At 68.5% G+C, this 23213-nt stretch carries 26 protein-coding genes; 23 read left to right on the top strand and 3 right to left on the bottom strand.

Features of this window, described 5'->3' with window-relative positions; genetic code table 11:
• Position 1 precedes the first annotated feature (1 nt).
• The gene (locus R4823_RS08970; RefSeq protein ID WP_338618348.1) at positions 2-1471 is read left to right on the top strand and encodes a phage portal protein; all 1470 of its coding nucleotides are present in this window, start codon (positions 2-4) and stop codon (positions 1469-1471) included.
• A gap of 4 nt (positions 1472-1475) precedes the next feature.
• Here the strand turns inward: R4823_RS08970 and R4823_RS08965 are convergent, their stop codons facing one another.
• Positions 1476-1754 (bottom strand): type II toxin-antitoxin system RelE/ParE family toxin, encoded by a 279-nt coding sequence (locus R4823_RS08965; RefSeq protein WP_338618347.1) that lies wholly within the window; start codon positions 1752-1754, stop codon positions 1476-1478.
• Positions 1751-1975, bottom strand: coding sequence for a ParD-like family protein (locus R4823_RS08960; RefSeq protein ID WP_338618345.1), 225 nt, complete (start codon positions 1973-1975; stop codon positions 1751-1753). Before R4823_RS08960 ends, R4823_RS08965 begins: the two co-directional genes overlap by 4 nt.
• 59 nt (positions 1976-2034) lie before the next feature.
• On the opposite strand from R4823_RS08960, the gene R4823_RS08955 reads away from it, so the two are divergent.
• The 22 genes from R4823_RS08955 (at position 2035) to R4823_RS08850 (ending at position 20044) form a co-directional block, all read left to right on the top strand.
• Positions 2035-3258 (top strand): S49 family peptidase, encoded by a 1224-nt coding sequence (locus tag R4823_RS08955; RefSeq protein WP_338618343.1) that lies wholly within the window; start codon positions 2035-2037, stop codon positions 3256-3258.
• A 3-nt stretch (positions 3259-3261) separates the two neighbouring features.
• Positions 3262-3639 (top strand): head decoration protein, encoded by a 378-nt coding sequence (locus R4823_RS08950; protein WP_338618342.1) that lies wholly within the window; start codon positions 3262-3264, stop codon positions 3637-3639.
• 133 nt (positions 3640-3772) lie between these two features.
• On the top strand, positions 3773-4774 hold the full coding sequence (locus R4823_RS08945; RefSeq protein WP_338618339.1) for a major capsid protein: 1002 nt from the start codon (positions 3773-3775) through the stop codon (positions 4772-4774).
• A complete protein-coding gene (locus R4823_RS08940; protein WP_338618336.1) occupies positions 4774-5055 on the top strand; it encodes a hypothetical protein in 282 nt (93 codons plus the stop codon). Before R4823_RS08945 ends, R4823_RS08940 begins: the two co-directional genes overlap by 1 nt.
• Before the next feature lie 85 nt (positions 5056-5140).
• Positions 5141-5575: a hypothetical protein gene (locus tag R4823_RS08935; protein WP_338618334.1), complete on the top strand. Its 435-nt coding sequence runs from the start codon at positions 5141-5143 to the stop codon at positions 5573-5575.
• Complete coding sequence (locus tag R4823_RS08930; protein WP_338618332.1) at positions 5572-5742, top strand: hypothetical protein; 171 nt, start codon at positions 5572-5574, stop codon at positions 5740-5742. Before R4823_RS08935 ends, R4823_RS08930 begins: the two co-directional genes overlap by 4 nt.
• A 2-nt stretch (positions 5743-5744) precedes the next feature.
• Complete coding sequence (locus tag R4823_RS08925) at positions 5745-6497, top strand: hypothetical protein (RefSeq protein WP_338618330.1); 753 nt, start codon at positions 5745-5747, stop codon at positions 6495-6497.
• A 10-nt stretch (positions 6498-6507) separates the two neighbouring features.
• Positions 6508-6897: a DUF6631 family protein gene (locus tag R4823_RS08920; protein ID WP_338618328.1), complete on the top strand. Its 390-nt coding sequence runs from the start codon at positions 6508-6510 to the stop codon at positions 6895-6897.
• A gap of 50 nt (positions 6898-6947) precedes the next feature.
• Positions 6948-7109, top strand: a complete 162-nt coding sequence (locus R4823_RS08915) for a hypothetical protein (RefSeq protein ID WP_338618326.1) — start codon at positions 6948-6950, stop codon at positions 7107-7109.
• Positions 7087-7734, top strand: a complete 648-nt coding sequence (locus tag R4823_RS08910; RefSeq protein WP_338618324.1) for a DUF6441 family protein — start codon at positions 7087-7089, stop codon at positions 7732-7734. The genes R4823_RS08915 and R4823_RS08910 overlap by 23 nt, the downstream gene beginning before the upstream one ends.
• A 4-nt stretch (positions 7735-7738) precedes the next feature.
• Positions 7739-11128 carry a tape measure protein gene (locus R4823_RS08905; RefSeq protein WP_338618320.1) on the top strand — a complete coding sequence of 1130 codons (3390 nt, stop codon included), beginning with the start codon at positions 7739-7741 and terminating at the stop codon, positions 11126-11128.
• A gap of 2 nt (positions 11129-11130) precedes the next feature.
• Positions 11131-12105, top strand: a complete 975-nt coding sequence (locus tag R4823_RS08900; protein WP_338618318.1) for a hypothetical protein — start codon at positions 11131-11133, stop codon at positions 12103-12105.
• A gap of 11 nt (positions 12106-12116) precedes the next feature.
• A complete protein-coding gene (locus R4823_RS08895; protein WP_338618316.1) occupies positions 12117-13256 on the top strand; it encodes a hypothetical protein in 1140 nt (379 codons plus the stop codon).
• 18 nt (positions 13257-13274) lie between these two features.
• Positions 13275-14939, top strand: coding sequence for a hypothetical protein (locus R4823_RS08890; protein ID WP_338618314.1), 1665 nt, complete (start codon positions 13275-13277; stop codon positions 14937-14939).
• The gene (locus tag R4823_RS08885) at positions 14936-15733 is read left to right on the top strand and encodes a DUF2163 domain-containing protein (protein WP_338618313.1); all 798 of its coding nucleotides are present in this window, start codon (positions 14936-14938) and stop codon (positions 15731-15733) included. The genes R4823_RS08890 and R4823_RS08885 overlap by 4 nt, the downstream gene beginning before the upstream one ends.
• 9 nt (positions 15734-15742) lie before the next feature.
• Positions 15743-15973 (top strand): hypothetical protein, encoded by a 231-nt coding sequence (locus R4823_RS08880; RefSeq protein WP_338618311.1) that lies wholly within the window; start codon positions 15743-15745, stop codon positions 15971-15973.
• The gene (locus tag R4823_RS08875) at positions 15970-16170 is read left to right on the top strand and encodes a hypothetical protein (RefSeq protein WP_338618310.1); all 201 of its coding nucleotides are present in this window, start codon (positions 15970-15972) and stop codon (positions 16168-16170) included. The genes R4823_RS08880 and R4823_RS08875 overlap by 4 nt, the downstream gene beginning before the upstream one ends.
• On the top strand, positions 16167-18389 hold the full coding sequence (locus R4823_RS08870) for a phage tail protein (protein ID WP_338618308.1): 2223 nt from the start codon (positions 16167-16169) through the stop codon (positions 18387-18389). The genes R4823_RS08875 and R4823_RS08870 overlap by 4 nt, the downstream gene beginning before the upstream one ends.
• Before the next feature lies 1 nt (position 18390).
• Positions 18391-18744 (top strand): DUF2793 domain-containing protein, encoded by a 354-nt coding sequence (locus R4823_RS08865; RefSeq protein WP_338618306.1) that lies wholly within the window; start codon positions 18391-18393, stop codon positions 18742-18744.
• Between the two features lie 66 nt (positions 18745-18810).
• Positions 18811-19110 (top strand): DUF6127 family protein, encoded by a 300-nt coding sequence (locus R4823_RS08860; protein WP_338618303.1) that lies wholly within the window; start codon positions 18811-18813, stop codon positions 19108-19110.
• Positions 19107-19583 carry a hypothetical protein gene (locus tag R4823_RS08855; RefSeq protein WP_338618301.1) on the top strand — a complete coding sequence of 159 codons (477 nt, stop codon included), beginning with the start codon at positions 19107-19109 and terminating at the stop codon, positions 19581-19583. Before R4823_RS08860 ends, R4823_RS08855 begins: the two co-directional genes overlap by 4 nt.
• The gene (locus tag R4823_RS08850) at positions 19580-20044 is read left to right on the top strand and encodes a lysozyme (protein WP_338618299.1); all 465 of its coding nucleotides are present in this window, start codon (positions 19580-19582) and stop codon (positions 20042-20044) included. The genes R4823_RS08855 and R4823_RS08850 overlap by 4 nt, the downstream gene beginning before the upstream one ends.
• A gap of 2 nt (positions 20045-20046) precedes the next feature.
• On the opposite strand, the gene R4823_RS08845 is transcribed toward R4823_RS08850, so the two are convergent.
• The gene (locus tag R4823_RS08845) at positions 20047-23202 is read right to left on the bottom strand and encodes an ATP-dependent DNA helicase (RefSeq protein WP_338618297.1); all 3156 of its coding nucleotides are present in this window, start codon (positions 23200-23202) and stop codon (positions 20047-20049) included.
• Between the last annotated feature and the right edge of the window lie 11 nt (positions 23203-23213).

Here is a 23213-nt window from a genome sequence, read left to right as displayed (position 1 = left end):
GGTGGGCTGGATCGGCAGTATCAAACGCCGGCTGCTCGGCACCACGCCCATCTACGATGGCGCGGGACGGGGTCGGCGGACCCTGGCCTGGGCGGTGGGGAACCCCGGCGCAGTGGCGGCCCTCGCCTCGACGCAAGAGAGTCTGCGGGCCAAGAGCCGCGACCTGGTGCGCCGCAACGCCTGGGCCGCCGCCGGCGTCGAGGCCTTCGTGGCCAATGCCATCGGCACCGGCATCAAGCCGCAGTCGATGATTGCGGACGCCACCCTGCGCGAGGCGGTCCACACCCTGTGGCGGGATTGGTGCGAGCAGGCCGATGCCGCCGGACTGACTGATTTCTATGGTCTGCAGGCGCTCGCCTGCCGGGCGATGTGCGAGGGCGGCGAGGCCATCGTGCGGCTGCGCTGGCGCCGTGCCGAGGACGGTCTGCCGGTGGCGCTGCAGGTGCAGGTGCTGGAGGCCGAACACCTGCCGCTCACCATGAACCGGGATCTACCCAACGGACACCTCATTCGCGCCGGCATCGAGTTCGACCGGCTGGGTCGGCGGGTGGCCTACCACCTCTACCGCGCCCACCCGAACGACGGCGCCCTCGCGCCCATGTCCGGCGCGGGCGGGATCGACACCGTGCGGGTGCCGGCCGACGAGGTGGTCCACCTGTTTCGCCCGCTGCGCCCCGGGCAGATCCGCGGCGAGCCGTGGCTCGCGCGGGCGTTGGTGAAGCTCAACGAGCTCGACCAGTACGACGATGCCGAGCTGGTGCGCAAGAAGACCGCCGCCATGTTCGCGGGCTTCATCACCCGGCTCGCCCCCGAGGACAACCTGATGGGCGAGGGGCTGGCCGACGCCCAGGGCGTGGCGCTCGCGGGCCTGGAGCCCGGTACGCTGCAGATCCTGGAACCCGGCGAGGACATCAAGTTCTCGGCGCCCGCCGATGTCGGCAGCTCCTACGCCGAGTTCATGCGCCAGCAGTTTCGCGCCGTGGCCGCCGCGATGGGCATCACCTACGAGATGCTCACCGGCGACCTGACCCAGGTGAACTACTCCTCGATCCGCGCAGGACTGCTGGAGTTTCGCCGCCGCTGCGAGGCGATCCAGCACGGCGTCATCGTCCATCAGCTGTGCCGGCCGATCTGGCGGGCCTGGATGGACCAGGCGGTGCTCGAAGGGGCGCTCGCGTTGCCCGGCTACGGCCGGCGCCGGCGCGAGTACCAGGGCGCCAAGTGGATCCCCCAGGGCTGGCAGTGGGTCGACCCGCAGAAGGAGTTCAACGCCCTCAAGCTCGCCATCCGCGCGGGCCTGATGAGCCGCTCGGAGGCGATCGCCTCCTACGGCTACGACGCCGAAGAGGTCGACCGGGAGATCGCCGCCGACACCGAGCGCGCCGATCGGATGGGCCTGGTGTTCGATTCCGACCCGCGACACGACAAGGGCCCGGCCCCCCAATCGGCGGTCGCGGAGTCGTCGGAGTGAGTAATCAGCGCTTGAGGTCGCGGTAGAAGTTCTCGTGCGGGCCGACCGCCTCGAAATAGACCAGGCGCACCCCGTCATCGCGGGTGTAGCCGAGCAGCCAGAGCTGGTTTTGACAGTGGAACTTGTAGACCCGAAGCGCGGCGAGATCGCCCTTCTTCTGCTCGCCGAGATCCGGGTCGGCGGCCACGACCTCGACCGCGGCGTCGACCTCGGCGGCCACGTTGTCGTGGAGCTTCTTATAGGCGCGGGCGAAGCGGCGGGTCTGCCGCACCTCCCAGCTCACTTGCGACTACGCGGCACGAAGGGCGTGGCCTCCTCGCGCGGCTCGGCCAGGGAGATCAGGCTCTCGGCGATGAAGCTCGCCGGCAGGTCGGGGTTGTCCAGGGCGGCGCGGCCGACCTTTGCCCAGAACTCGATCTGCCCCTGCACCGTGCGGAACTCGGCCTTGGCCGCCGTGCGGGCCTGCTCGACCAGGGTGTCGTCGATGCGGACGGAAACGCTCATGTCACTCTCCTCGAAACGGTTACCACAATTGTAGTCAGCCCTCAGGGTATCAGACAACCATGCTCCTGCCCCATCTCGCCTCCCGGATCTTCGGGACGCCGTTGCTCGTCCAGCGCGCCAAGCTCGACGTGATCCTGTCCGTCCTGGGCCCACGCCTGGAGCTGGCGAGTACGACGCTCCCTGAGCCGCTGGCGGCAGTGCCCACCGCCCGCCCCGCCGTCCCGGATGCCGCAGGCATCGCGGTGATCCCGATCCACGGCACGCTGGTCAAGCGCACCCTCGGTCTGGAAGCGGCCTCGGGGCTCACGAGCTACCAGGAGATCGCCGCCATGCTGGAGGCGGCGCTGGCCGACCCGGGGGTGGCCGGCATCCTGCTGGACGTGGATTCACCCGGCGGCGAAGCCTCGGGCAGCTTCGATCTGGCCCGGCGCGTGCGCGAGGCCGCCGCCGTGAAGCCGATCTGGGCCGTGGCCAATGACGCGGCCTTCTCGGCGGCCTACGCCATCGCGTGCGCGAGCGACCGGCTCGTCGTCACCGAGACCGGCGGCGTGGGCTCGATCGGGGTGATCGCACTGCACATCGACCAGTCGGTGAAGGATGCCGCCGAGGGTTACCGCTACACGGCCATCACCGCGGGGACCCACAAGAACGACCTCTCGCCCCACGAACCGCTCACCGACGCCGCCCGCAACGAACTCAAGGCCGAGGTGGACCGCCTCTACGACCTCTTCGTCGCCCACGTCGGGGCCATGCGCCACCTGCCGGAGCCGGCCGTGCGTGCCACCGAGGCCGCTCTCTACTTCGGCCCGCACGCGATCGAGGCGGGGCTGGCCGACGGGATCGGCACGCTCGAGGCGACGCTGGCCAAGTTCTCCGCCCATCTTCGCTCCCGAGGCCGCAAGGCGCCCCCGACTCGGGCAGTGTCTCGACAGGGGGCGCCCTACCCATTGGAGCCGCTCATGGACAACGAACCGCAGGAAACCCTTGGCGCCCCTGATGCCACCGAACTGCTCGCGCAAGCCCGCCGCGAGGCCGGCCAATCGGCGCAGGCCATCGCCGAGTTGTGTCTCATCGCCGGCTGCCCGGAGCGGGCCGCCGACTTCATCGCCGCCGGCACGCTTGAACCCGAGGTGCGCCGGCTGCTGTGTGCCGAACGCGCCGCCCGCTCCGACCATGCGCCGATCCGGTCGACCATCACCGCCGAGGCGGGCACGCAGGAGGCCACCCGGCCGGAGGGCTCGCCCATCGTCGCCGCCGTCAAGAAGCTCGTTCACAAGGAGTAAGCCATGCCCGCCATCACCCAGCGTCCTAACCTGGGCGACCTGCTGAAATACGAGGCGCCCAACCTCTACTCCCGCGATGCGGGCACGGTCGCCGCCGGACGGAACCTCCTGCTCGGCACCGTGCTCGGCAAGCGCACCGCCGACGGCAAGTGCGCCGCGCTCGACCCTTCCGCCACCGACGGCACCGAGAACGCGATCGGGGTGCTCGCGGCCGACACCGACGCCACGCTGATCGACCACGAGGATGCGATCCTCATCGCCCGCCACGCCATCGTCGCGCGCAGCGCGCTCGTCTGGCCGGACACGATCGCGCCGGCCGAGAAGGCGGCGGCCGAAGCACAGCTCGCCGCCCTCGGCATCCTGGTGCGCGACGCCGCCTAACACGAACATCCGTCCACTCTCGCAACCCGCCGCTCGGCGGGTTTGTTCGCCCCGTCCCTGGGGCTCACCCCTTCGGGGCTTACGCGCCAATTCGTTCCCGACGAATTGGTCGTCTTTCTGGGAGAACCCAAAAATGCACAACCCGTTCGACAACCCCGGTTTCTCGATGGCGAGCCTCACGGCGGCCCTCAACCTCATCCCCAACCGCTACGGCCGCCTGGAGCAGCTGAGCATCTTCCCGCCCAAGCCGGTGCGCACCCGCCAGATCATCGTCGAGGAGTACGCCGGGCGCCTGAACCTGCTGCCGACCAAACCGCCGGGCACACCCGGCACCGTGGGCGAGCGCGGCAAGCGCACGCTGCGCTCCTTCGTCATCCCGCACATCCCCCATGACGATGTGGTGCTGCCCGAGGAGGTCCAGGGGATCCGCGCCTTCGGCTCCGAGACCGAGCTGGAGGCGGTGGCGGGCGTCATGGCCCGGCACCTGGAGACGATGCGCAACAAGCACGCGATCACCCTGGAGCACCTGCGCATGGGCGCGCTCAAGGGCCAGATCCTCGATGCGGACGGCAGCGTCATCTACGACCTCCTCAGCGAGTTCGGCCTCACGCCGCAGGCGGTCGCCTTCGAACTCGCCACCGCGTCGACCAACGTCAAGGCCAAGTGCTACGAGGTCTCCCGCCTCATCGAGGACGGTCTCAAGGGCGAGTTCATGACCGGCATCCACGTGCTGTGCTCGCCGGAGTTCTTCACCGCGCTCACCGGCCACGCGAAGGTGGAGAAGGCCTTCGAGAACTGGCAGCAGGGCGCCATCCTCATCAACGATGTGCGCGCCGGCTTCAGCTTCGCCGGCCTCACCTTCGAGGAGTACCGCGGCCAGGCCACCGATCCGACCGGCAACACCCGCCGCTTCATCGCCGCGGGCGAGGCCCACGCCTTCCCGGTCGGCACCGTGGACACTTTCGGCACCTACTTCGCACCGGCGGACTTCAACGAAACGGTCAACACCCTCGGCCAGCCGCTCTACGCGAAGCAGGAGCCGCGCAAGTTCGACCGCGGCACCGACCTGCACACCCAGTCCAACCCGCTGCCCATGTGCCACCGCCCCGGCGTGCTGGTGAAGCTGACGCTCTGATGCGCATCGAGGACCTTTACGCGTCCGCCGCCCGCGCCGGCCTGCTCGCCGAGGTCGAGTTCGAGGGCCGGCGCATCGCGGTGGACTTCCTCGCACCTGACGAGAGCGTGCTCGACGGTCTCGCGCTCTCCACCGACTACGCCATGCGCTATCCAGCCTCGGCGCTGCCGGATCTGGCGGCCGGCCACACGGTCACGCTCGGGGCCGTCGGCTACCGGGTGCGCGAGGTGCGTGCGGTCGGTGACGGCAGCGAGCGGCACGCCGCGCTCTCCCGCCTCTGAGGATCCCAACGATGACAAAACGACAGGACTGGCGTTTTGCACACCCGCAGCGCGTCCGTAAGGGTGTCGCACAGGGACGTGCGGCATGAACTCCATCCGTGAACGCATCCTGCGGGAGCTTCTCGCACGCCTATCGGCCGCACTCGTCCCGGTCCCGGTCCTGCGCTTTCCGACCGTGCCCGTCACCCGGGAGGCGAGCCCCGCGCTGCTGCTGTTCGCCGAGGCCGACGCCATCACCGCTCAGTCCAACGGTCTGGTCGACCGCTCGCTCACCGTGCGCCTGGTTGCCATCGCCCGCGATGAGGACGCCTTCGACCAAGCCGATCGGATCGTGGTCGGCGCGCATGCGGCGCTGATGATGGCTCCCAACCTCGGCGGGCTCGCGCTCGCCGTGCGCGAGATCGACGGCGAGTGGGACCCAGAGGACGCCGATTCCGGAGCGGTCGCACTGCCGGCCCGCTACGAGATCCGCTATCGCACCCATGCCCTGGACCTGACCCGAACCGGAGACCACCGATGACAGTTGAACTGCTCAAACCCCACACCCACGCCGGCCGGCCCTACACGGTGGGCGATCGGCTCGACCTCGGCGAGCCCACCGCACGCTGGCTCATCGAACGGGGCGTCGCCCGCCCGCTTGATGCGCCCGAGCCCAAGCCGCATTCCACCCAACGCAAGGGAGACTGACCATGCCGTATTTCTCCGGACAGGGGCGCGTCTATATCGGCGCCCGCGACGCGCTCGGTAACCCGCAGGGGCTCGCCTACGTGGGCAATGTGCCCGAGCTCAAGGTATCGCTCTCGGTGGAGACCCTGGAGCACCAGGAGTCCACCAGCGGCCAGCGCCTCACCGATCTGCAGCTCATCAAGACCAAGAAGGGTGAGTTCGCCTGCACCCTCGAGGAGCTCATTGCCACCAACCTTTCCCTCGCGCTCTACGGCTCCACCACCGACCATGGCTCGGGCACCGTCACCGCCGAGGCGCTGCCCAATCCGGTGACCGTGGGCAGCCTCTACCTGCTCGCCAGGCAGAACGTCTCTTCGGTGGTGGTGAAGGACTCGGCGGCGACGCCCGCGGTCCTGCCCGCGACCCAGTACAGACTGAACCCGAAGCACGGTTCGCTCGCCATCATCGACAAGACCACCGGCGGCCCGTTCGTCGAGCCGTTCCAGGTCGACTATGCCTTCGACGCCGCGCAGAGCACGGCGATGTTCACCCAGCCGCTGCCCGAGCGCTGGATCCGCTTCGAGGGGCTCAACACCGCCGACGGCAACCGCGAGGTGGTGATCGACCTCTACCGCGTCGCCATCAATCCGGCCAAGGAACTATCGGTGATCACTGACGAACTGCTGAAGTTCGAGCTCTCCGGCCAGGTGCTGGCCGACACGCTCAAGAGTGCCAACGGCGACCTCGGCCAGTTCGGCCGCATCGTGCTGCTGTGAGGAGTGACCAATGAACGCCTCTGATCTGGACGTGATGGTGCCGCCCGCCCAGGAGCTGGATCTGGCGGGACGGTGCCTGAGCATCAGCCCGTTGGTCGTCGGCGAGCTGCCCGCAATGCTCAAGGCCGTTCGCCCCTTCGCGCAGCAGCTGGCCGGCGATCCGGACTGGCTCGCCTTGCTCGCCGAGCACGGCGATGCCCTGTTGAGTGCGCTGGCGCTCGGCAGCCGCCAGCCGCGCGAATGGGTCGATGCGCTACCGCTCGACGAGGCGATCGCCCTGGCTGCGGCGGTGTTCGAGGTGAACGCCGATTTTTTCGTCCACCGGGTCGCCCCGAAGATCGGCACCCTGGCGCAGAGCCTGTCCGGCCGCTTGGCTGGGCCGACGCCATCGCCCGCCTGATCCGAAGTGGCCACCGCTATCCGGACATCCTCGGCTACACCCTTGGCCAATTGAACGCCTTCCTCGCGGCCGACCAGCGCCTCGAATGCGAGCGGCTGGCCGCCGAGTTGGCGCTGATGACCACCGCGGCCCAGGGCAGCCGGGAGGGGATCCGCCAACTCCAGGCCGAGTTGCAACAAGGGATGCGCAATGAAGATCGATCTGGTCGCTGAAGGGCTGCTGGATCGCCGCCGCTTCGTGGCGTGGCAGAACGACACGCACAAGGCGATCCACGCCGCCGTCGCGCGGGCGATGCGCAGCACCGGCAAGGAGATGGCCGAGCGCGTGCGCACTGATATGCGCGCGGGCTTCCGCCAAGCGCGGCCGACGTTCCTGCGCTCCATGCGGGCCAAGGTGTTCGACGCCAAGCGTGAGGCGTTTCCGGCCATCTACATCGGCTCGAAGATCCCCTGGCTCGGCCTGCACGAGCAGGGCGGCACCATCCGGGGCCGGATGCTGATCCCGCTGCTGCCCCAACACCGACGCCTCGGACGCAAGGCCTTCGCACGCGTGGTCGAGGCACTGATGCGCTCGGGCAACGCCTACTTCATCGAGAAGAACGGCCGGCGGATCCTGATGGCCGAGAACATCACAGAGAACGCCCGCGCCTTGAACCGCTTCAAGCGCGCCGAGCGTGAGCGCAGCGGCACCAAGCGGCTGCGACGCGGCCACGAGATCCCCATCGCCGTGCTCGTGCACCGGGTGACGCTCAGGAAACGCTTCGACCTGCGTGGCGCGGTGCGGGCCGATCTCCCGCAGCTAACCGCGGCCATTCGCAAGGCAATGACCCGAGTCTGAACCCATGGCCAACAACCGCGCCCAGATCCTCATCACGGCAGTGGATGAGACACGACGGGCGTTCCAATCGATCAACGGCAGTCTCGGCCGCCTGCGCGATCAGGCAAACGAGGTCGGCGCCGTGCTCGGGCGCATCGGCGGGGCCATCGGGATCGGGCTGGGGCTGCGCGAGCTGGCCGAGGCCGCTGACCAGTACAAGGGGTTGCAGGCGCGGCTCAAGCTCGCGGTCACCTCGCAGGAGGAGTTCAACCGCGCCGATGCCGAGCTCTTTGCCATCGCCCAGCGCAACCGCGCACCGCTGGCCGAGACCATCACGCTCTATGCACGGCTCGCCCCCTCGGTACAGGCGCTGGGGCGCTCCCAGTCGGACGTGCTGGCGGCTACCGATGCCATCGGCCAAGCCGTGGCCCTCTCCGGCGCCTCGAGCGAGGCAGCCGCCGGCGCCCTGTTGCAGTTGGGGCAGGCGTTCGCCTCCGGCCAGCTGCGCGGCGAGGAGTTCAATGCGGTGGTCGAGCAGACCCCGCGGCTGGCGCAGGCCATCGCCGACGGCATGGGCGTGCCGCTGGGCGCGCTTCGTGCGCTGGCACAGCAGGGCAAGATCACCGCCCAAGCGGTACTGGATGCGCTGCTCGACCAGCGCGGGCGGCTCGCCGAGGAGTACGGCAGCCTGCCCGACACGGTCTCCGGCGCGCTCATCCGCCTCAAGAACGCCTTCCTCCGGGCCTTCGGCGAGCGCGACAGCCGCAGCGGCCTGACCGCGGGCCTCGCGCAGGCGATCCAACTGGTCGCCCAGCACCTGGAATTGCTCATCGACCTGGCCGGCGTGGCACTGGTGGCCGCCTTCGGGCGCATGATCGGCTCGTTCGCGGCGAGCCTTGCAGCGGCGCGCGCCGAGGCGGCCGCGCGCCTCGCCAACCTGCGCCTGCTGGAGGCCGAGGCCCTGGCCCGGTTGCGTGTCGCCGAAGCGGCCCTGGTGCAGGCGCGGGCGCAAGGAACGGCGACCGCGGCACTGGTGGCCGGCGCTGCAAAGGCCCGTGCCCAGGCCACCACCGCGACCGGCGCGGTGGCGCAGGCGGTCGCCGCAACCACCCTCTTCGGGCGCGCCGCGGGCCTGCTGCGGGGGGCATTGGCCTTGCTCGGCGGGCCCATCGGCGTGGTCGTCACCGCCATCGGCCTCGTGGCAGGTGCGCTCTACTCGGCGCGCGACGCGGTGGTCGACTTCGGCGGCAAGACCGCCTCCCTGAAGCAGATCCTCGTCGCGGCCTGGGACCTGTTGGTCGAGAAGGTCGGTGCGCTGATGCGCACGCTCGTCGACCTGGTCGGCGTCAACGACCTCAGCTGGCAGGGGCTGCGCGACACCGTCCTCTCGGCGCTGGAGACCATCGGGTCGGCCATCCGCACCCTGGTCAACCTCACCCTCGGCGCCTTCAACGCCGTAGGCAGCGCCATCGGCGTGACCGCCGCCTTCGCGCTCGAGCGCTTTCGCAGCGCCTTCGCCGACATTGGCGAGCTGGCGAAGGCCTTGGGCGAGGACATCGCCGCGGCACTGGGCGGCGACCTCTCGACGCGTGCACTGCGCACGGCGCTTGCCCGCCAGCTCGGCGAGGTGCGCGACTTCGGCCAGGAACTCGCCGCCACGGTGCGCGAGGCGATCACGCGCGATTACGTCGGGGAGGCCAGTGAGGCGCTCACCGCCGCCATTGCCAGCCGCATCCGACCCGAGAACACCACGCCCGGCGTGTTCGGCCGTCCGCAACCGGGCGGCGCCACGGCGGCCGGCGTCGACACCGCAGGGCCGCGCCTCACCCTCGTGCAGGCGCAGGCCGATGCCGAGCTCAAGCTCCTCAAGGAGACGCTCAATCGCGCGAAGACGGAGTTGGATCGGGCGCTGGAAGATCGCCACATCGCCCTGCGCGACTACTACGCCGCCAAGACCCAGTTGGAACAGCAGGCACTCGACGCGGAGATCCGGCGTGCCCAAATGGCGCTCACCGAGCAGCAGCGCCTGGCGGCGACCGGGCAGGATGAGAACGCCCGCCTGAAGGCGCGCGCGGAGGTCGCCAAGCTCGAGGCCGAGCTCACCGTCCTCAACAGCCAGCGCGCCGAGGTCGAGGTCGCCAACGCGCGCAAGGCCGCCCAGGCCGAGCGTGAACTGCGCGAGGAACTGGCCCGGGTGCGCTCGGAGCTGCTCGATCTCACCGGCGCGGCGAGCGATACCGACCGCCACGCCGCCGTCGCCCGCCAGTATGCGGAGTTGAAGGCGCGGCTCGCCGCCGAGGGCGATGCCGAGGGGGTCTCCCTCGTCGACCGCCTCATCGACGTCAAGGCCGCCCAGGCCAACCTCACGGCCTTGGAGGCGCAGTGGCGGCTGGTCACCGAGCGGATGCGTAACGCGCAGGAGGCCATCCGGATCCAGCAGCAGACGGGCCTTCTCACCGAGGCCCAAGCGCGGGAGAAGATCGTCGCCCTGCAACGGGAGTCGGCCGCCGAGATGGAACGCTTGTTGCCGACGATGCAGCAAGCGGCGCAGGCGATCGGCCCGGAGGCGGTAAACCGCGTGCAGGCCTGGCGCAACGAGCTGGCCGCTACCCGCCTCGTCGTCGACGAAATGGCCCCGTTGTGGAACCGCATCGGCGAGAGCTTCGGTAGCGCACTCAACGGGATACTGACCGGCGCGCAGACGTGGCGAAGCGCTATGGCCACCCTGTTCCGGCAGGTGGCCGATGCATTCCAGCAGCAGATCGTGATCCAGCCGTTCCAGCAATGGATTGCCATGCAGGCGCGCATGCTGGCGCTCAAACTCGGCTTCATCCAGCAGGAGCAAGTGGCAGACGCCGCCGCGAGTAGCGCCAAGGTCGCGCAGAAGTCTGCCGAGACCACAGCGGTGGTCTCGATGGATGCGGCCAAGGCCGGCGCGGGCGCGGCCGCATCGCAGGCTTCCATTCCCTACGTCGGCCCGGCGCTCGCGGTAGCGGCCATGGTGGCGATGGTCGCTGCCGTGATGGCACTGCTCGGCAACGTCAAAAAATTCTCCGCCGGTGGCGTGGTGAGCGGCCCAGGCACCTCCACCTCGGATTCCATCCCGGCCCGGCTCTCGGCCGGCGAGTACGTGGTGCGCGCCGGGGCAGTGAGCCGTGTGGGCGTGACGCTGCTCGACGCGATCAACGGCCTGTCGGCCGGCCCGCGCCTCGCGCACGGGCGGCTCGCCTTCGCCGCCGGCGGCTTGGTGCCGGACACGGCGCCCGCGCAGGTGCCGGCGCCGGGCGTGCGCATCGTCAACGTCCTCGATCCGGCGCTCGCCGCCGACTACCTCAACAGCAGCGCGGGCGAGCGTGTGGTGATGAACCTCATCCAGCGCAACGCCGAGTCGGTGCGCACCATTCTCGGAGCCTGATCATGGCCTGGACCAGCGGCACGGCGGCCGATGCCGCCGACCTGTTCGACAAACTGCTCGCCTTCCTCACCACGGATACGGCCCTGGTGGCGGACGGCGCGGCCTGGACACTGCTGCGTCGCGACAGCTTCGTGCTCGATCCGAAGCGCGACCTGGCCGAGCTGCGCGGCCCCGGCTCCTCGGCGAGCGATGCGATCCATGTCCAGCTCGCCCTGTACGTCGATCCGGCCGCGCCGGCCTATGCCATCCGGGTGCTGGGCTCGCAGTCCTGGCAGAGTGCGGTGCCAATCACCACGCCCGAGGGCCAGCCGGGCAGCCTACAGACGGGGGCGGGATCGCTTGGGATCCTGCCGCGCATGCCGCTGTTCAACGCCGCGATCAGCTACTGGTTCGTGGCCAACGGCCGGCGCTTCATCGTGGTGGCGAAATCCGGCGCCTATTGGGGCTCGCTCTATGCCGGCTTCATCCTGCCCTACGGCACCCCGGCGCAGTATCCCTACCCGCTATTCATCGGCGCCAACAGCGCCACGGGCGACAACTACCAGTCCTCCTCGCTGCAGGTGGCCAACTGCGCCTTCTGGCGCACGGACGGGGATTACAGCGACGTCTACAGCGCGGCGATCCTCGCGTCCGGCGGCGGCTGGATCGGCGCCAACCGCTTCGACGTTTCCAACACCGGGCGCATTTGGCCCTGGGGGCTCACGATCGAATCGCGTCGCACCACCCTCGGCCCGTTCGAACTGGCCTCGCTCACCCCGCTTCCGGGCGGCGCAACGCCGCTGCTGCCGGCCATCGTCTATGACTGCGCCACCTCGCGCCCCTTCAACATCTGGGGCGAGCTCGACGGCGTGTTCGCCGTTCCCGGCAAGGAGATCGCCGCGGGCGATACGGTCACCGCGGGCGGGGCGAGCCATCTCGTGGTGCAGCAGGCCACCTCCACCAACGCGGCGCGCTATGCCGCCATCCAGCTGAGCTGAGACAGACTGCCATGGCCTACCAGACCGGCGCCGCCGCCGACATCGATGCGCTGCTCACCGCGCTCAAGAACTTCGCCGTCGCAAACGGCTGGGCCCTGCTCGGGCAGGACACGGTCACGCTCTCCTTCTACAACTCCTACCCCTCGGTCGGCTACGCGCGCCACGACAACGCCTACTCGCTGGTCTCCTCGCTGAGCTCTTCGAGTGCCTACAAGCAGGGGGCGACCTCGGCGGTGGCGACGCGCGTGGTGCTCGCCCGCGCCGGCGTGACCTACCAGTTCTTCGGCTTTCACAAGTCGTTCCACAAGAACGGTGTGCTCGGCACCTATGCGGTGCTGGAGGCGTGGGTGTGCGACGGCTGGAACGGGGGCGTCGTCGCCCACCAGCAGACCAACAACCGCAAGTACGCGCTCATCGGCCCGCTCGCCACCGCGCTCTACGCCTACCACCTGTTCTCTAACGGCGAGTACGTGCACCTGGTGGTGGAGGAGACGCCGGGGCGCTTCCGCCACCTGAGCTTCGGCTTCCTCGCCAAGTACGCCGACTTCCCGGGCGGACAGTACCTCACGGCCGGCTGCCCCATCGAGAGCGCCACCACCACCGCCAACGACTTCAATGGCACCAACACGCTCGTCCCGTTCGGGATGAACGGCCAGAACACGACCAAGGCGAATCTCACCAACTACGCCTACGCGGGCACCTACGTGCGCGCCGACATCGACGGCCTGAGCGTCGGCTGGCGGGTGCTGAGCCGCGGTTCCACCTGGGTGGACGCGACCAACGGCGATGCCTACGGAGGCGGAACCTACTCGAACGTGGCCACCTCGCGCGGCGGTCCATCGGGCACGACCACGATGCGCGCACTCGCGCATGACCTCGCCTACCACTGCTCGCCCCAGAGCTGGAACGGCCTCGCCCCGATGCTGCCGTGCTACGCGGGCGTCTTTCGCGCGCCCTACAACGGCAACTGGACGCTGCTCGGGGAGTTTCCCGACGTGCGCTTTCTGAACATCGCCAACCTCAACCCCGGCGACGAGCTCATCCTCGGCACCGACGTGTGGAAGGTCTTTCCGGTGTTCGCCAAGGAGTACAGCGTGCTCGCCGAGCCCATCAGCTACGACTACGGGCTCGCCTACCGCAAGGTGGTTTGAGTGCCGGAGGTCTCAGGTGTGCACATCGGCGCGCCGCTCGGCGCGGTGGCCCCCAGTGGCGCCAACCGGCTGTGGGACGACGGGCGGCCCGAGTTTTATGCCCCCGCCAGTGACAGCCGGCTGGCGAGCGTCCGCATCGGCACCCGCGCGAGCGGTCAGCCCACGGCGGAGGCCTTCGCGCCGAGGGCGGGGCGGCGTGCCGGGGCCTTCTCCGATGACTTCTACCACCGCATCTACCTGCAGCCCGAGCGGCTCGACTTCGGCAACGTCGTCACCCAGACCACCCGCATGGTGGAGGTGTGGAACGCCTACCCGCAGGCGGTCACTATCGACGCCCTCGACGGCGACCTCGAGGGGCTGGCGGTGGGTTTCTTGCCGCCCAAGCGCCTGCGCGCCTTGGAGTGGGTCGCCTATCCGGTCACGGCCACCCTGGACGGCGCGAGCTTCGTCGACACGCTTCTCACGTTGCACTTCTCGCTGGGCGGCACGCGCACCGTGGCGGTCAGCTACGGGCGGGTGCTGGTGTTCGCGTTCGCCCCCAACTGGGCGAAGGGCTTCACCGAGCGGTTGGAGTGGGCGACCGATCTGCTGACCCTGCGCAGTGGCGCCGAGCAGCGGGTGCGGCTGCGCACCTGGCCGCGGCGCGCGCTCGAGTTCGAGGTGTGGGAGCACGGCGCCGATTACGGGCACCTGGACCTGCTGCTCGCCGCCTGGCAGTCGCGCGCCTACGCGGTGCCGCTGTGGCCCGACAAGGCGGTGCTGCCCGCGCCGCTCGCGGCCGGCACGCGCGAGGTGGTGGTCGACACCGCGCACCGCGACTACCACGCCAGCGGACTTGCGGTGATCGGCAGCGGGGCGCGCCACAACGAGGCGGTCGAGATCGAAACCGTGGCGGCCGATCGGCTGACCCTCAAGCGTCCACTAGCCGCGGACTGGCCGGCGGGCAGCTGGATCGCGCCGGCGCGCCTGGGGCGGCTCGGTTCGCGACAGAGCGTCACCCGTCCCACCGCGGCGTTCTCGCACGCCCGGATGGTGTTTGAGCTCGACGACCTGGCAACGACCACGGTGCCGGTCGCCTCGCCCACCTACCGCGGCTATGAGGTGCTGGTGCGCCGACCCGACCGCAGCGAGGACGTGAGCGCGCAGTACCAGCGCCTGGTGGACCTGTTCGACAACGACACTGGGGTGCCGGCCGTCACCGATATCCCCAACCGGCCGTTCCTGGTCCGCGGCTTTCAGTTCCTGCTCACCGACCGCGCCGAGATCGCCGCCCTGCGCGCCTGGCTCGATGCGCGCGCCGGGCGGCAGGTGCCGTTCTGGATGCCGACCTGGGAGCGCAACCTGGAGGTGGCGGCCCCCATCGCCATCGATGAGATCGCCGTGCTCGTGGAGGACCGCGGCTTTGCCACCTATTTCCAGGGGCTGCCCGGGCGCCAGGACGTGGCCTTTTTGCATCGGGACGGCACCTGGTACTTCCGCCACATCCAGGCGTTCGAGTACGCCGGCGGCGTGGTAGAGCGGCTGGTGCTCGACGAGGCGCTGGGGCGGGCCTGTCAGCCGGAGGACTTCGCCCTGGTCTGCTTCCTCGAGCTCGCGCGCCTGGAGGCCGACGCGGTGGAGCTCTTCTTCGAGACCGACAGCGTGGCGCGCGTGAGCCTTGCGGTGCGGAGCATCAGCCAATGACCTACCAGAGCCTCGAGGCGAGCGTCCATGCCGGCGCCCCGCAGGAGCTCTACCGCTTCGTGCTGGGCGAGACGGTGTGGCGGTACACCAGCGGCCAGGAGCCGGTGAGCTACGCGGGCGAGTCCTATGCCCCGGCCCCACTGCGCCGCTCGGCCATCGAGCAGACCCGGGAGCTCGGGCGCGCGGCCCTCACCCTGGAGGCGACCGAGGAGCTGGCGGTCGCCCGGCCCTTCGTGGTGAGCCCGCCCGATGGGGTGCTCTCGCTCACCGTGTTTCGCCGCCACGTCGGCAGCGAAGAGTTCATCGCCTGGTGGAAGGGGCGCGTAGTGGCGGTCGTGTTCGGCCCCGGCACGGTGCGGCTGCGCTGTGAGCCGATCTTCACCTCGCTCAAGCGCTCGGGGTTGCGCGCCCACTATCAGATCACCTGTCGCCACCCGCTCTACGGGGCCGGGTGCAAGGTCAACGCCGCCGACCACCGGGTGAGCGGCGTGATCGAGACGGTCGCCGGCACCACGGTGTCGGCCCTTGAGTTCCTGGCGCAGCCCGAGGGGTGGTTCGTGGGCGGGCGCCTGGCAGCAGGCGGCGCCCAGCGCCTGATCATCGAAAGCAGCACCGGCAGTGTGACGCTCAGCGCGCCCATCCCGGGCCTGGCGGCGGGCCTTGCCTTCGAGGCCTATCCCGGCTGTGACCACACGCTTGCCACCTGTGCCGCCAAGTTCGCCAACCCCCTCAACTACGGCGGCTTTCCGTTCATCCCCATCAAGAACCCGTTCGCGGGCGACGCGATCGTGTGAGGTCTTCCCATGTGGCAGTACTTGGTCGTTTGGGTCGTCACCACGGTGCTCTCGGCGCTGCTCACCCCGCGCCCCAAGACCACCACGCCGGAGCCGGGGCAAGTCGAGGCGCCGCTCGCCTCCGCCGATGCACCCATCCCGGTGCTGTTCGGTACGCGGGTGATCAAGCAGCCCAACTGCGTGTGGTACGGCGATATCCGCACCACACCCATCCGCCAGTCCGGAGGGGGCAAGAAGTGATCGCGCGCCATGAAGACGCCAAGGCCCTCGGCTACTGCAACAAGGGGCTGCGCCGCTGGTTCCCGCGTGACGGGATCACCTTCGACGAGTTCCGCGCGCACGGCGTCAGCACCGAGTGGCTGCGCGCGAGCGGCGATGCGATGGCGATCCGCCTCGCCGAGGCGGTCGAGGCGCGCGCCCGCGGGGACGAGCCATGAGCGGCGGCGGCAAGGGTGGCGGCGAGGTCACCGTCGGTTACCGCTACTACGCCGGCATGCACCTGGCCCTCTGCCACGGTCCGGTCGACAGCGTGAACAAGATCGTCGTGGGCGAGCGCACTGCATGGACCGGGCCGGTCACCACGGGCGGGCCCATCCGCATCGACGCGCCGGATCTCTTCGGAGGCGATGCCCGCGAGGGCGGCATCGTCGGGGACGTGGATGTGCTGATGGGCGATGCCGCGCAGGGGGCCAACGGCTACCTCGCCGCCCAGCTCGGCGGCCTGGTGCCGGCCTTCCGCGGGATCGTCTCGCTGGTGCTGCGCCAGGTGCAACTCTCGGCGATGAACCCCTACATCAAGCCCTGGAGCGTCGAATGCACCCGCACCCGCGCGCAATCCGACGGCAGCCCGCAGTGGTATGCGCAGACCGCCGACATTGGCGGGGACATGAACCCGGCGCACATCGTGCGCGAGTGCCTGACCGACCGTGTCTGGGGCCGCGGCTACAGCCCCGCCGAGCTCGACGACGGCGCCTTTCGCGCGGCGGCGGACAGGCTCTACCAAGAGGGCTTCGGGCTGTCGCTCCTGTGGGACCAGCAGCAGGACATCGACAAATTCATCGAAGGGATCCTCCAGCACATCGACGCCTCGCTCTACGTCTCACCGCGCACCGGGCTCTTCATCTTGAAGCTGACGCGTGACGACTACGACCCGGCGTCCCTGTTGCAGCTCGATCCCTCCAATGTCGTCAGCCTGGACTCCTTCGAGCGCACCCTGCCCGAGGAGCTCATAAACCAGGTCACGCTCACCTACCACGACCGTGTCACCGACAAGCGGGTGGCGATCGCCGTGCAGGACATCGCCGGCATCGAGACGGCGCTGGGCGAGCTCAAGGACACGCAGGTCACCTACGAGGGGATCGGCAACGGCGAGCTGGCCGCGCGGGTGGCGATGCGCGAGCTGCGTCAGCTCTCCACGCCGCTCGCCAAGGTCACCCTCGTCGCCAGCCGGGTGGCGGCGAGCCTGAACATCGGCGACGTGTTCCGCCTCACCTGGCCGGAGCTCGGCATCGACAGCCTCGTGCTGCGGGTGGCGCAGATCGGCTTCGGTACGCTCACCGACGGACGGGTGAAGATCGACTGCGTCGAGGACGTCTTCGCCCTGCCGCAGGCGGTGTACGTGGCGCCGCAACCGAGCGCCTGGCAGGACCCGCGCCAGCCGCCGATGGCCGCCCCGCTCCGCACCCTCGGCGAGCTGCCGTACTGGTCGATCGTGCGCGAGTTGACCGGCGAGTCGGCCGCGCTGCAGGCCGAGATCGACCCGGAGGCCGGTTTCCTCGCGGTCGCCGCCGTGCGCCCGACCAGCGGCAGCATCAACTACGCGGTGCTGCGTCGGCAGGGCACGGCCGCGTTCCAGGACGCCGGCACCGGCGACTTCTGCCCCTCGTGCGTGCTCGCGGCCGGCATCAAGCAGGGCGAGACGGTCCTCGACATCGCCTCCGGCGTCGACCTGGACCTCATCGCCACCGACACCTACGCGGCGATCGAGGGCGAGCTGGTGGCGGTGCGCGCGATCGATGCCCTCGCCGGCAAGGTCATCGTGGACCGTGGCGTGCTCGATACGGTGCCCGCGGCCCATGCGGCCGGAGCCCGGATCTTCTTCGTCGAGCGCTGGCAGTTCTATCGCACCGAGCAGTACCTCGCCGGCGAGCAGGTCGACGTGAAGCTTCTGCCCGCGACGGGCTTGGGGCGCCTCGCCGAGGCGCTGGCACCCACGGACAGCTACACCTTCGCCCAGCGCCAGATCCGTCCCTATCCGCCGGGCAAGGTCACGCTCAACGGTCAGAGCTACGAGGCGCCTTTCATCACCGGTGCGCTCACCCTCTCCTGGGCCCATCGCAGCCGCCTCCAACAGACCGTCTACCTCGTGCCGCAGAGCGCGAGCAGCATCGGCCCCGAGCCGGGCACCACCTACACGGTGCGGGTCTATGGCGAGATGGGCGCGCTCGTGCACACCGAGAGCGGCGTCGCCGGCACCGCCTGGACCTACCCCCTCGCAACAGAGATCGCCGAGAGCGGACTCGGCCGGCCTAACGAGCGGCTGACCGTCACCATCGAGGCGGTGCGCGACGGCTACACGAGCTGGCAGGCCCAGCGCATCGAAACACCGGAGTGCCGCGGCTACGGCATGTTCTACGGCAGCTACTACGGAGAATGACATGGCAGCGAAATCGGGCCCTAACTTGGGGCTGAGCTACGGCTGGACGGCGCGCGAGTCGGGCTGGAACACCGGCATGGACGCGAACTTGCGGCGCGTGGATGCGCTGCTTCACCTCAGCGTCAAATCGCGGGCGCAGTCGACGCCCCCGGCTTCCCCCGCCGAGGGCGACCGCTACATCGTCGGCCCGAGCCCCGCCGACGCCTGGGCCGGGAAGGCCGGGCAGATCGCCGTGCGCATCGAGGGCGCCTGGGAGTTTCACGCCCCCCAGGTCGGCTGGCTCGCTTTCATCGAGGACGAGGCCGTGCTCTCGGCCTACAAGACGACCGGCTGGAGCCCGGGCCTCGCGCTCTGACGCTCCCCCACACCACACTCCCCCGAACCCGCCTCCTTGGCGGGTTTTGCATTTCTGGAGACCGCCATGACCGAACCCGACAAACCGATCTTCCCCGACGACCAGCTTCACCTGCGCAAGGAAGACCTCGACGAAATGCTCGCCTGCGCCGCCGAGCGCGGGGCCGAGCGCGTGCTCGCCCATCTCGGTCTGGAGAACGGCCATGCCGCGCGCGACATCCGTGACCTGCGCGACCTGCTTGAGGCGTGGCGCGACGCCCGTCGCACCGCCTGGCAGACCGCCGTGAAGGTGCTGACCACCGGCGCCCTGGCGGCGCTGCTCATCGGCGTCACCGTCAAGCTCAAGCTCTTCGGAGGTGGCCAATGATCGAGACGCTCCTCGGCGGCCTCCTGGGCGGCGCCTTCCGCATCGCCCCCGAGATCCTCAAGTGGCTCGACCGCAAAGGCGAGCGCAGCCACGAACTTGCGATGCAGGATAAAGCGCTGGAGTTCGAGAAACTGCGCGGCGCCCAGAAGATGGCCGAGATCGGCGCCACTGCCGAGGCGGCCTGGAACGTCGGCGCCATCGAGACGCTGCGCGACGCCGTGCGCACCCAGGGCGAGAAGAGCGGCGTGCGCTGGGCCGATGCCCTCTCCAGCAGCGTGCGCCCGATGATCACCTACTGGTTCATGGCACTGTACTGCGCGGCCAAGGCCGCCGCGTTCATGGCGGCACTGAACGCCGATGCCGGCTGGGGAGAGGCCGTCCTCCACGCCTGGACCGAAGCCGACCAGGCCCTGTGGGCGGGCGTCCTCAACTTCTGGTTCCTCGGGCGCGTGTTCGATCGGGTGCGGCCGTGATCGAAGTACCGCAGGCTGCGATCGAACTGGCCAAACGATTCGAGGGATTTCACCGAGTCCCCAAGTCCGACCCGCTACGCCGCGCCCACCCCTATATCTGCCCGGCCGGCTACTGGACCATCGGCTATGGGCGTTTGTGCAAGCCAGACCATCCACCGATCAACGAGGAGGAGGGCGAGATCTACTTGCGTCAGGACCTGCGCACTGCACTCGCCGCCACACTGCGCTACTGTCCGGTGCTGGCGACGGAGCCCGAGGAACGGCTCGCGGCCATCGCGGACTTCACGTTCAACCTCGGCGCAGGGCGATTGCAGACCTCGACTCTACGGCGCCGGGTCAACCAGCGCGACTGGTCGAGCGCTGCCAAGGAACTGCGGCGGTGGGTGTATGGCGGCGGGAAGGTGCTGCCAGGGCTGGTGGTAAGGCGCGAAGCCGAAGCCCTGCTCATATATCGTGATTGAAGTCACCAGTCGCCCGAACGGCCTCGTTTGACCACCATTGCCTCGGTCATCCCGCAGACACTGATGAAGTCGCACTCCACGCAGCGGCGCTTTCCATCACCGCGTTCGGTCGGGCCCCGATGGAAATCACGATCTCGAATGCGTGACGCAGTCGAGGCGACCTCCTGTTTGGCCTGGGCGAGCGCGTGCTCGTCCAAGGGGACACACAATTCCGATTTCTCCTTATCTTCGGCATCGAGATACCGGACCAGTCCCTGCTCGGGTTGATACTCGAGCTCTTTCTTGGCCGCGACTGCATAGAGGGAGACCTGCAGCTTCATCTCCTCCTCATCGAGCTTTTGATGCCTGTCCGAATCAGGATCACCGGATTTAAAGTCGATAAGCGTAACCCGAGGCGGATCGTCCTGCCGCACGATGTCGATTGCACCGGAAACAAGCGCACCGCCGCTTCCGTCCTCGTATTCAATCAGCGTCTCGAATTCCTTCTCCGGCTCAAACGTCAACTTCCCGAGTTCAGCGGCATACCGCTGGACGTAATCGGCGACAATCTTCAATCCCTTGGCCCTCATGTTCTGGGCAGGGTCGCCGGTTGTGTACCGCAGGTAGAAGAGCCCCTGATCCAGCAGTCGTTGAATCTCCCGTTCCAGTCGCTTTCGATCCGAAGCCAGTGCGGCCCATTTCTTCGGATCGGCATGAATCGCGCGCATCAGGTTGTGCACGCCGCGCCCATAGCCGAAGGCCTGGTCAATCGTGGGCGCGAAGCCGAGCACCTTACGCAAATAGAAATCATGCGGGCACTCCAGGTAATAGCGCAGATCGGAGAACGACGTGCTCAACCTGACGTCGCGACGGTGTTCCTTGGGCGCATACTTGAGCGCGTCAAGCAGTTCATCGGACGCGGAGGTCACCATCCCGCCGATCTCTGCGACGAGAGGCCGAAGTTCCTTGATGAACTTCGAGATTCTGTTCCCGGAGTGGCTGATGAACAGGAACCGTTCCGCCCGCGTCATCGCCACATACATAAGACGCCGCTCGCCGTCATGGTTCTTGTTATCGGCGAGTCCAACGACATCGATCTGCCTCACGATGTCTCCATCCAAAGGCAGGTCCGGCATCCTCGTGGCGTAGCTGCTCGGGAATCGCTGGGCGTTCACGTCCGCAAGAAAGACGGCGGGGAACTCCAGCCCTTTGACGGCGTGGATGGTACTGATGGTGACCGCATCCGGTCGGACCATGAGTGGTTGCTCCTCGACCCGGCCTTCCTCTGCCCCGTACTGGCACAGTCCGATGATCTGCCACGCATAATCCCTCGCACTGGTCCAGCCGGGTGTCTCGATTCCCGTGATCAGCGAACTCAGCGCCCCCAAGTGGAACAATGCAGCCTGGCCTCGGCCGGGATCGGCATCCCATGCATCGACCTCGGCTTCGGACAATAAGAGGTGGAAGAGCTGCTGCGGGAAAACCCGCCGCAGAACGTTGCGGGACTTCAGGAAAGCGCGGAGTCTGGGCGTTCGGAAGATCGCGACCTCGTTTGCACCGAGGCGCGCGTCCTCGGCAATGCGACGCCGGATTGCCCGTGCCGCCAGCAAGACGCGATCCTCCACATCCCTGCCGAAAGGAAGGCCCGTCTGCCGAAGCGCCTTGGCTGCCTCTCGTAGCACCGTTTCCGGTTGCGGCGTGCAACCGAGAACCGAATCGATCCGCCTCGGGAGACTCTTGGGGTTGTGCTCCGAACCGTAGAACTCTTGACAGCCCGCAGAAATCGCAAGCGCGGCCACGAAGAATAGGATTTCCGGTTGCGAAAAGAGGTCCGGACCGGCCCGGACCACGCACGGGATGCCGGAAGCCTCAAGCGCCCGCATGTAGGTGCGAACGTCCGTGGAGGAGCGGACCAGGACCGCAACGTCTGAAAGGGTAAGCCCCCGATGGGAGCCGTCCTTCTTGTCGTGCAAGGCGCCTTCCGCCTCGGAAGGGACCAGGATGCGCACGGCCTCAGCGATCCAGTGGGCTTCCTGGCCGCGGTCGCCAAAACTCACCAATGCAAGATGCGATTGATGCTGGTCCTTCCGCGCCTTATTGCCCGCTTTCATGGCGGGCGTCGTCATCGTCCGGACTGGCGAGATGCTTTCGGCCCACTTGTTCGCGAGCGCGATGATCCGAGGCGTCGAGCGGAAATTCTCTTGAAGGTCGACGACCTGCGATTCCGAAGACTTCGCGAACCGCTCCCACAGATCGGCGATGATTTCTACCTTGGCGCCGCGAAACCCGTAGATCGATTGCCGATGGTCGCCGACCGCCGTCAGACGCCCGCCCGACTCCACCAGGAGGTCGATCAGCTCGTGTTGCACAGGGTTGATGTCCTGCACTTCGTCGACTACGAGATGGATCTGTCGGTCGGCGATTTCCTGACGCCGTTTCTCGTCCGCTCTCAAGCGCCGAATGAACTCGGTCTGCGACGTGCTGAAATCGAGGAAGCGGCGACAGCGAAGATACGCGTAGTAGCGGGCAGCTGCCCGAGCGAAGGCCGCCGCACCGTCCGTGTCTCCCACGTCGGTCAGCAGTCGCGCCGCCTTGCACCATTCACTCTCCGCTTCCCCCAGCTCGGCCGGCGGATGTTCCGAGGGTAGCTCGACTTCGAAGCAATCGCTCTCGTGGAGCTGGTCGTAAGCCTGGATGAAGCTTTCGAGGGTCGCGTACTGACCCTTGCCTATCGCCTCCTTGAGCGACTTCAAGCCCAATAGGCCGTTGAAGCCACGCAGGACTAGCGCCACACGCGCACCTTCGTCGAGGATATCGTAATTGTGATACTCGTCCGGCCAGTACTCCCGGATCTTTGCCAGACAGTAGCCGTGGATTGTCCCCACGTACATCCCGCCGAGCGACACCTCCTCACCGGCCGGTGTGATCGCCTCCAGCCAGCTGCGGATGCGGAACTTCATCTCCTCGGCTGCACGCTCGGTGAAGGTGAACGCCACGATCGCATCCTTCGGCACGCCCTCAATGCCGACCCACCACGCAATCCGCCTCGCCATGACTTCGGTCTTCCCAGACCCCGCCCCTGCCACGACAAGGACATGGCGCTTCGGTGAAGTAACGGCCCGGCTTTGGGCGTCGGTCAGACCCCTCCGCAGGACTGTTGAGATTTGTTCGCGACCCATAGCTTCCCCTT

It is taken from the genome of Pigmentiphaga sp. CHJ604 (assembly GCF_036972535.1).
Taxonomy (GTDB): domain Bacteria; phylum Pseudomonadota; class Gammaproteobacteria; order Burkholderiales; family Burkholderiaceae_B; genus Pigmentiphaga; species Pigmentiphaga daeguensis.
The sequence above is the reverse complement of the archived record's forward strand: the minus strand, read 5'-3'. Positions and strand labels throughout refer to the sequence as shown.

Excerpts from the sequence above, each read along its gene's own strand:
- R4823_RS08960 (WP_338618345.1), bottom strand. The coding sequence starts at position 1,975 with ATGAGCGTTTCCGTCCGCATCGACGACACCCTGGTCGAGCAGGCCCGC.
- R4823_RS08955 (WP_338618343.1), top strand. The coding sequence starts at position 2,035 with ATGCTCCTGCCCCATCTCGCCTCCCGGATCTTCGGGACGCCGTTGCTC.
- R4823_RS08950 (WP_338618342.1), top strand. The coding sequence starts at position 3,262 with ATGCCCGCCATCACCCAGCGTCCTAACCTGGGCGACCTGCTGAAATAC.
- R4823_RS08945 (WP_338618339.1), top strand. The coding sequence starts at position 3,773 with ATGCACAACCCGTTCGACAACCCCGGTTTCTCGATGGCGAGCCTCACG.
- R4823_RS08940 (WP_338618336.1), top strand. The coding sequence starts at position 4,774 with ATGCGCATCGAGGACCTTTACGCGTCCGCCGCCCGCGCCGGCCTGCTC.
- R4823_RS08935 (WP_338618334.1), top strand. The coding sequence starts at position 5,141 with ATGAACTCCATCCGTGAACGCATCCTGCGGGAGCTTCTCGCACGCCTA.
- R4823_RS08930 (WP_338618332.1), top strand. The coding sequence starts at position 5,572 with ATGACAGTTGAACTGCTCAAACCCCACACCCACGCCGGCCGGCCCTAC.
- R4823_RS08925 (WP_338618330.1), top strand. The coding sequence starts at position 5,745 with ATGCCGTATTTCTCCGGACAGGGGCGCGTCTATATCGGCGCCCGCGAC.
- R4823_RS08920 (WP_338618328.1), top strand. The coding sequence starts at position 6,508 with ATGAACGCCTCTGATCTGGACGTGATGGTGCCGCCCGCCCAGGAGCTG.
- R4823_RS08910 (WP_338618324.1), top strand. The coding sequence starts at position 7,087 with ATGAAGATCGATCTGGTCGCTGAAGGGCTGCTGGATCGCCGCCGCTTC.
- R4823_RS08905 (WP_338618320.1), top strand. The coding sequence starts at position 7,739 with ATGGCCAACAACCGCGCCCAGATCCTCATCACGGCAGTGGATGAGACA.
- R4823_RS08900 (WP_338618318.1), top strand. The coding sequence starts at position 11,131 with ATGGCCTGGACCAGCGGCACGGCGGCCGATGCCGCCGACCTGTTCGAC.
- R4823_RS08895 (WP_338618316.1), top strand. The coding sequence starts at position 12,117 with ATGGCCTACCAGACCGGCGCCGCCGCCGACATCGATGCGCTGCTCACC.
- R4823_RS08885 (WP_338618313.1), top strand. The coding sequence starts at position 14,936 with ATGACCTACCAGAGCCTCGAGGCGAGCGTCCATGCCGGCGCCCCGCAG.
- R4823_RS08880 (WP_338618311.1), top strand. The coding sequence starts at position 15,743 with ATGTGGCAGTACTTGGTCGTTTGGGTCGTCACCACGGTGCTCTCGGCG.
- R4823_RS08870 (WP_338618308.1), top strand. The coding sequence starts at position 16,167 with ATGAGCGGCGGCGGCAAGGGTGGCGGCGAGGTCACCGTCGGTTACCGC.
- R4823_RS08865 (WP_338618306.1), top strand. The coding sequence starts at position 18,391 with ATGGCAGCGAAATCGGGCCCTAACTTGGGGCTGAGCTACGGCTGGACG.
- R4823_RS08860 (WP_338618303.1), top strand. The coding sequence starts at position 18,811 with ATGACCGAACCCGACAAACCGATCTTCCCCGACGACCAGCTTCACCTG.
- R4823_RS08855 (WP_338618301.1), top strand. The coding sequence starts at position 19,107 with ATGATCGAGACGCTCCTCGGCGGCCTCCTGGGCGGCGCCTTCCGCATC.
- R4823_RS08845 (WP_338618297.1), bottom strand. The coding sequence starts at position 23,202 with ATGGGTCGCGAACAAATCTCAACAGTCCTGCGGAGGGGTCTGACCGAC.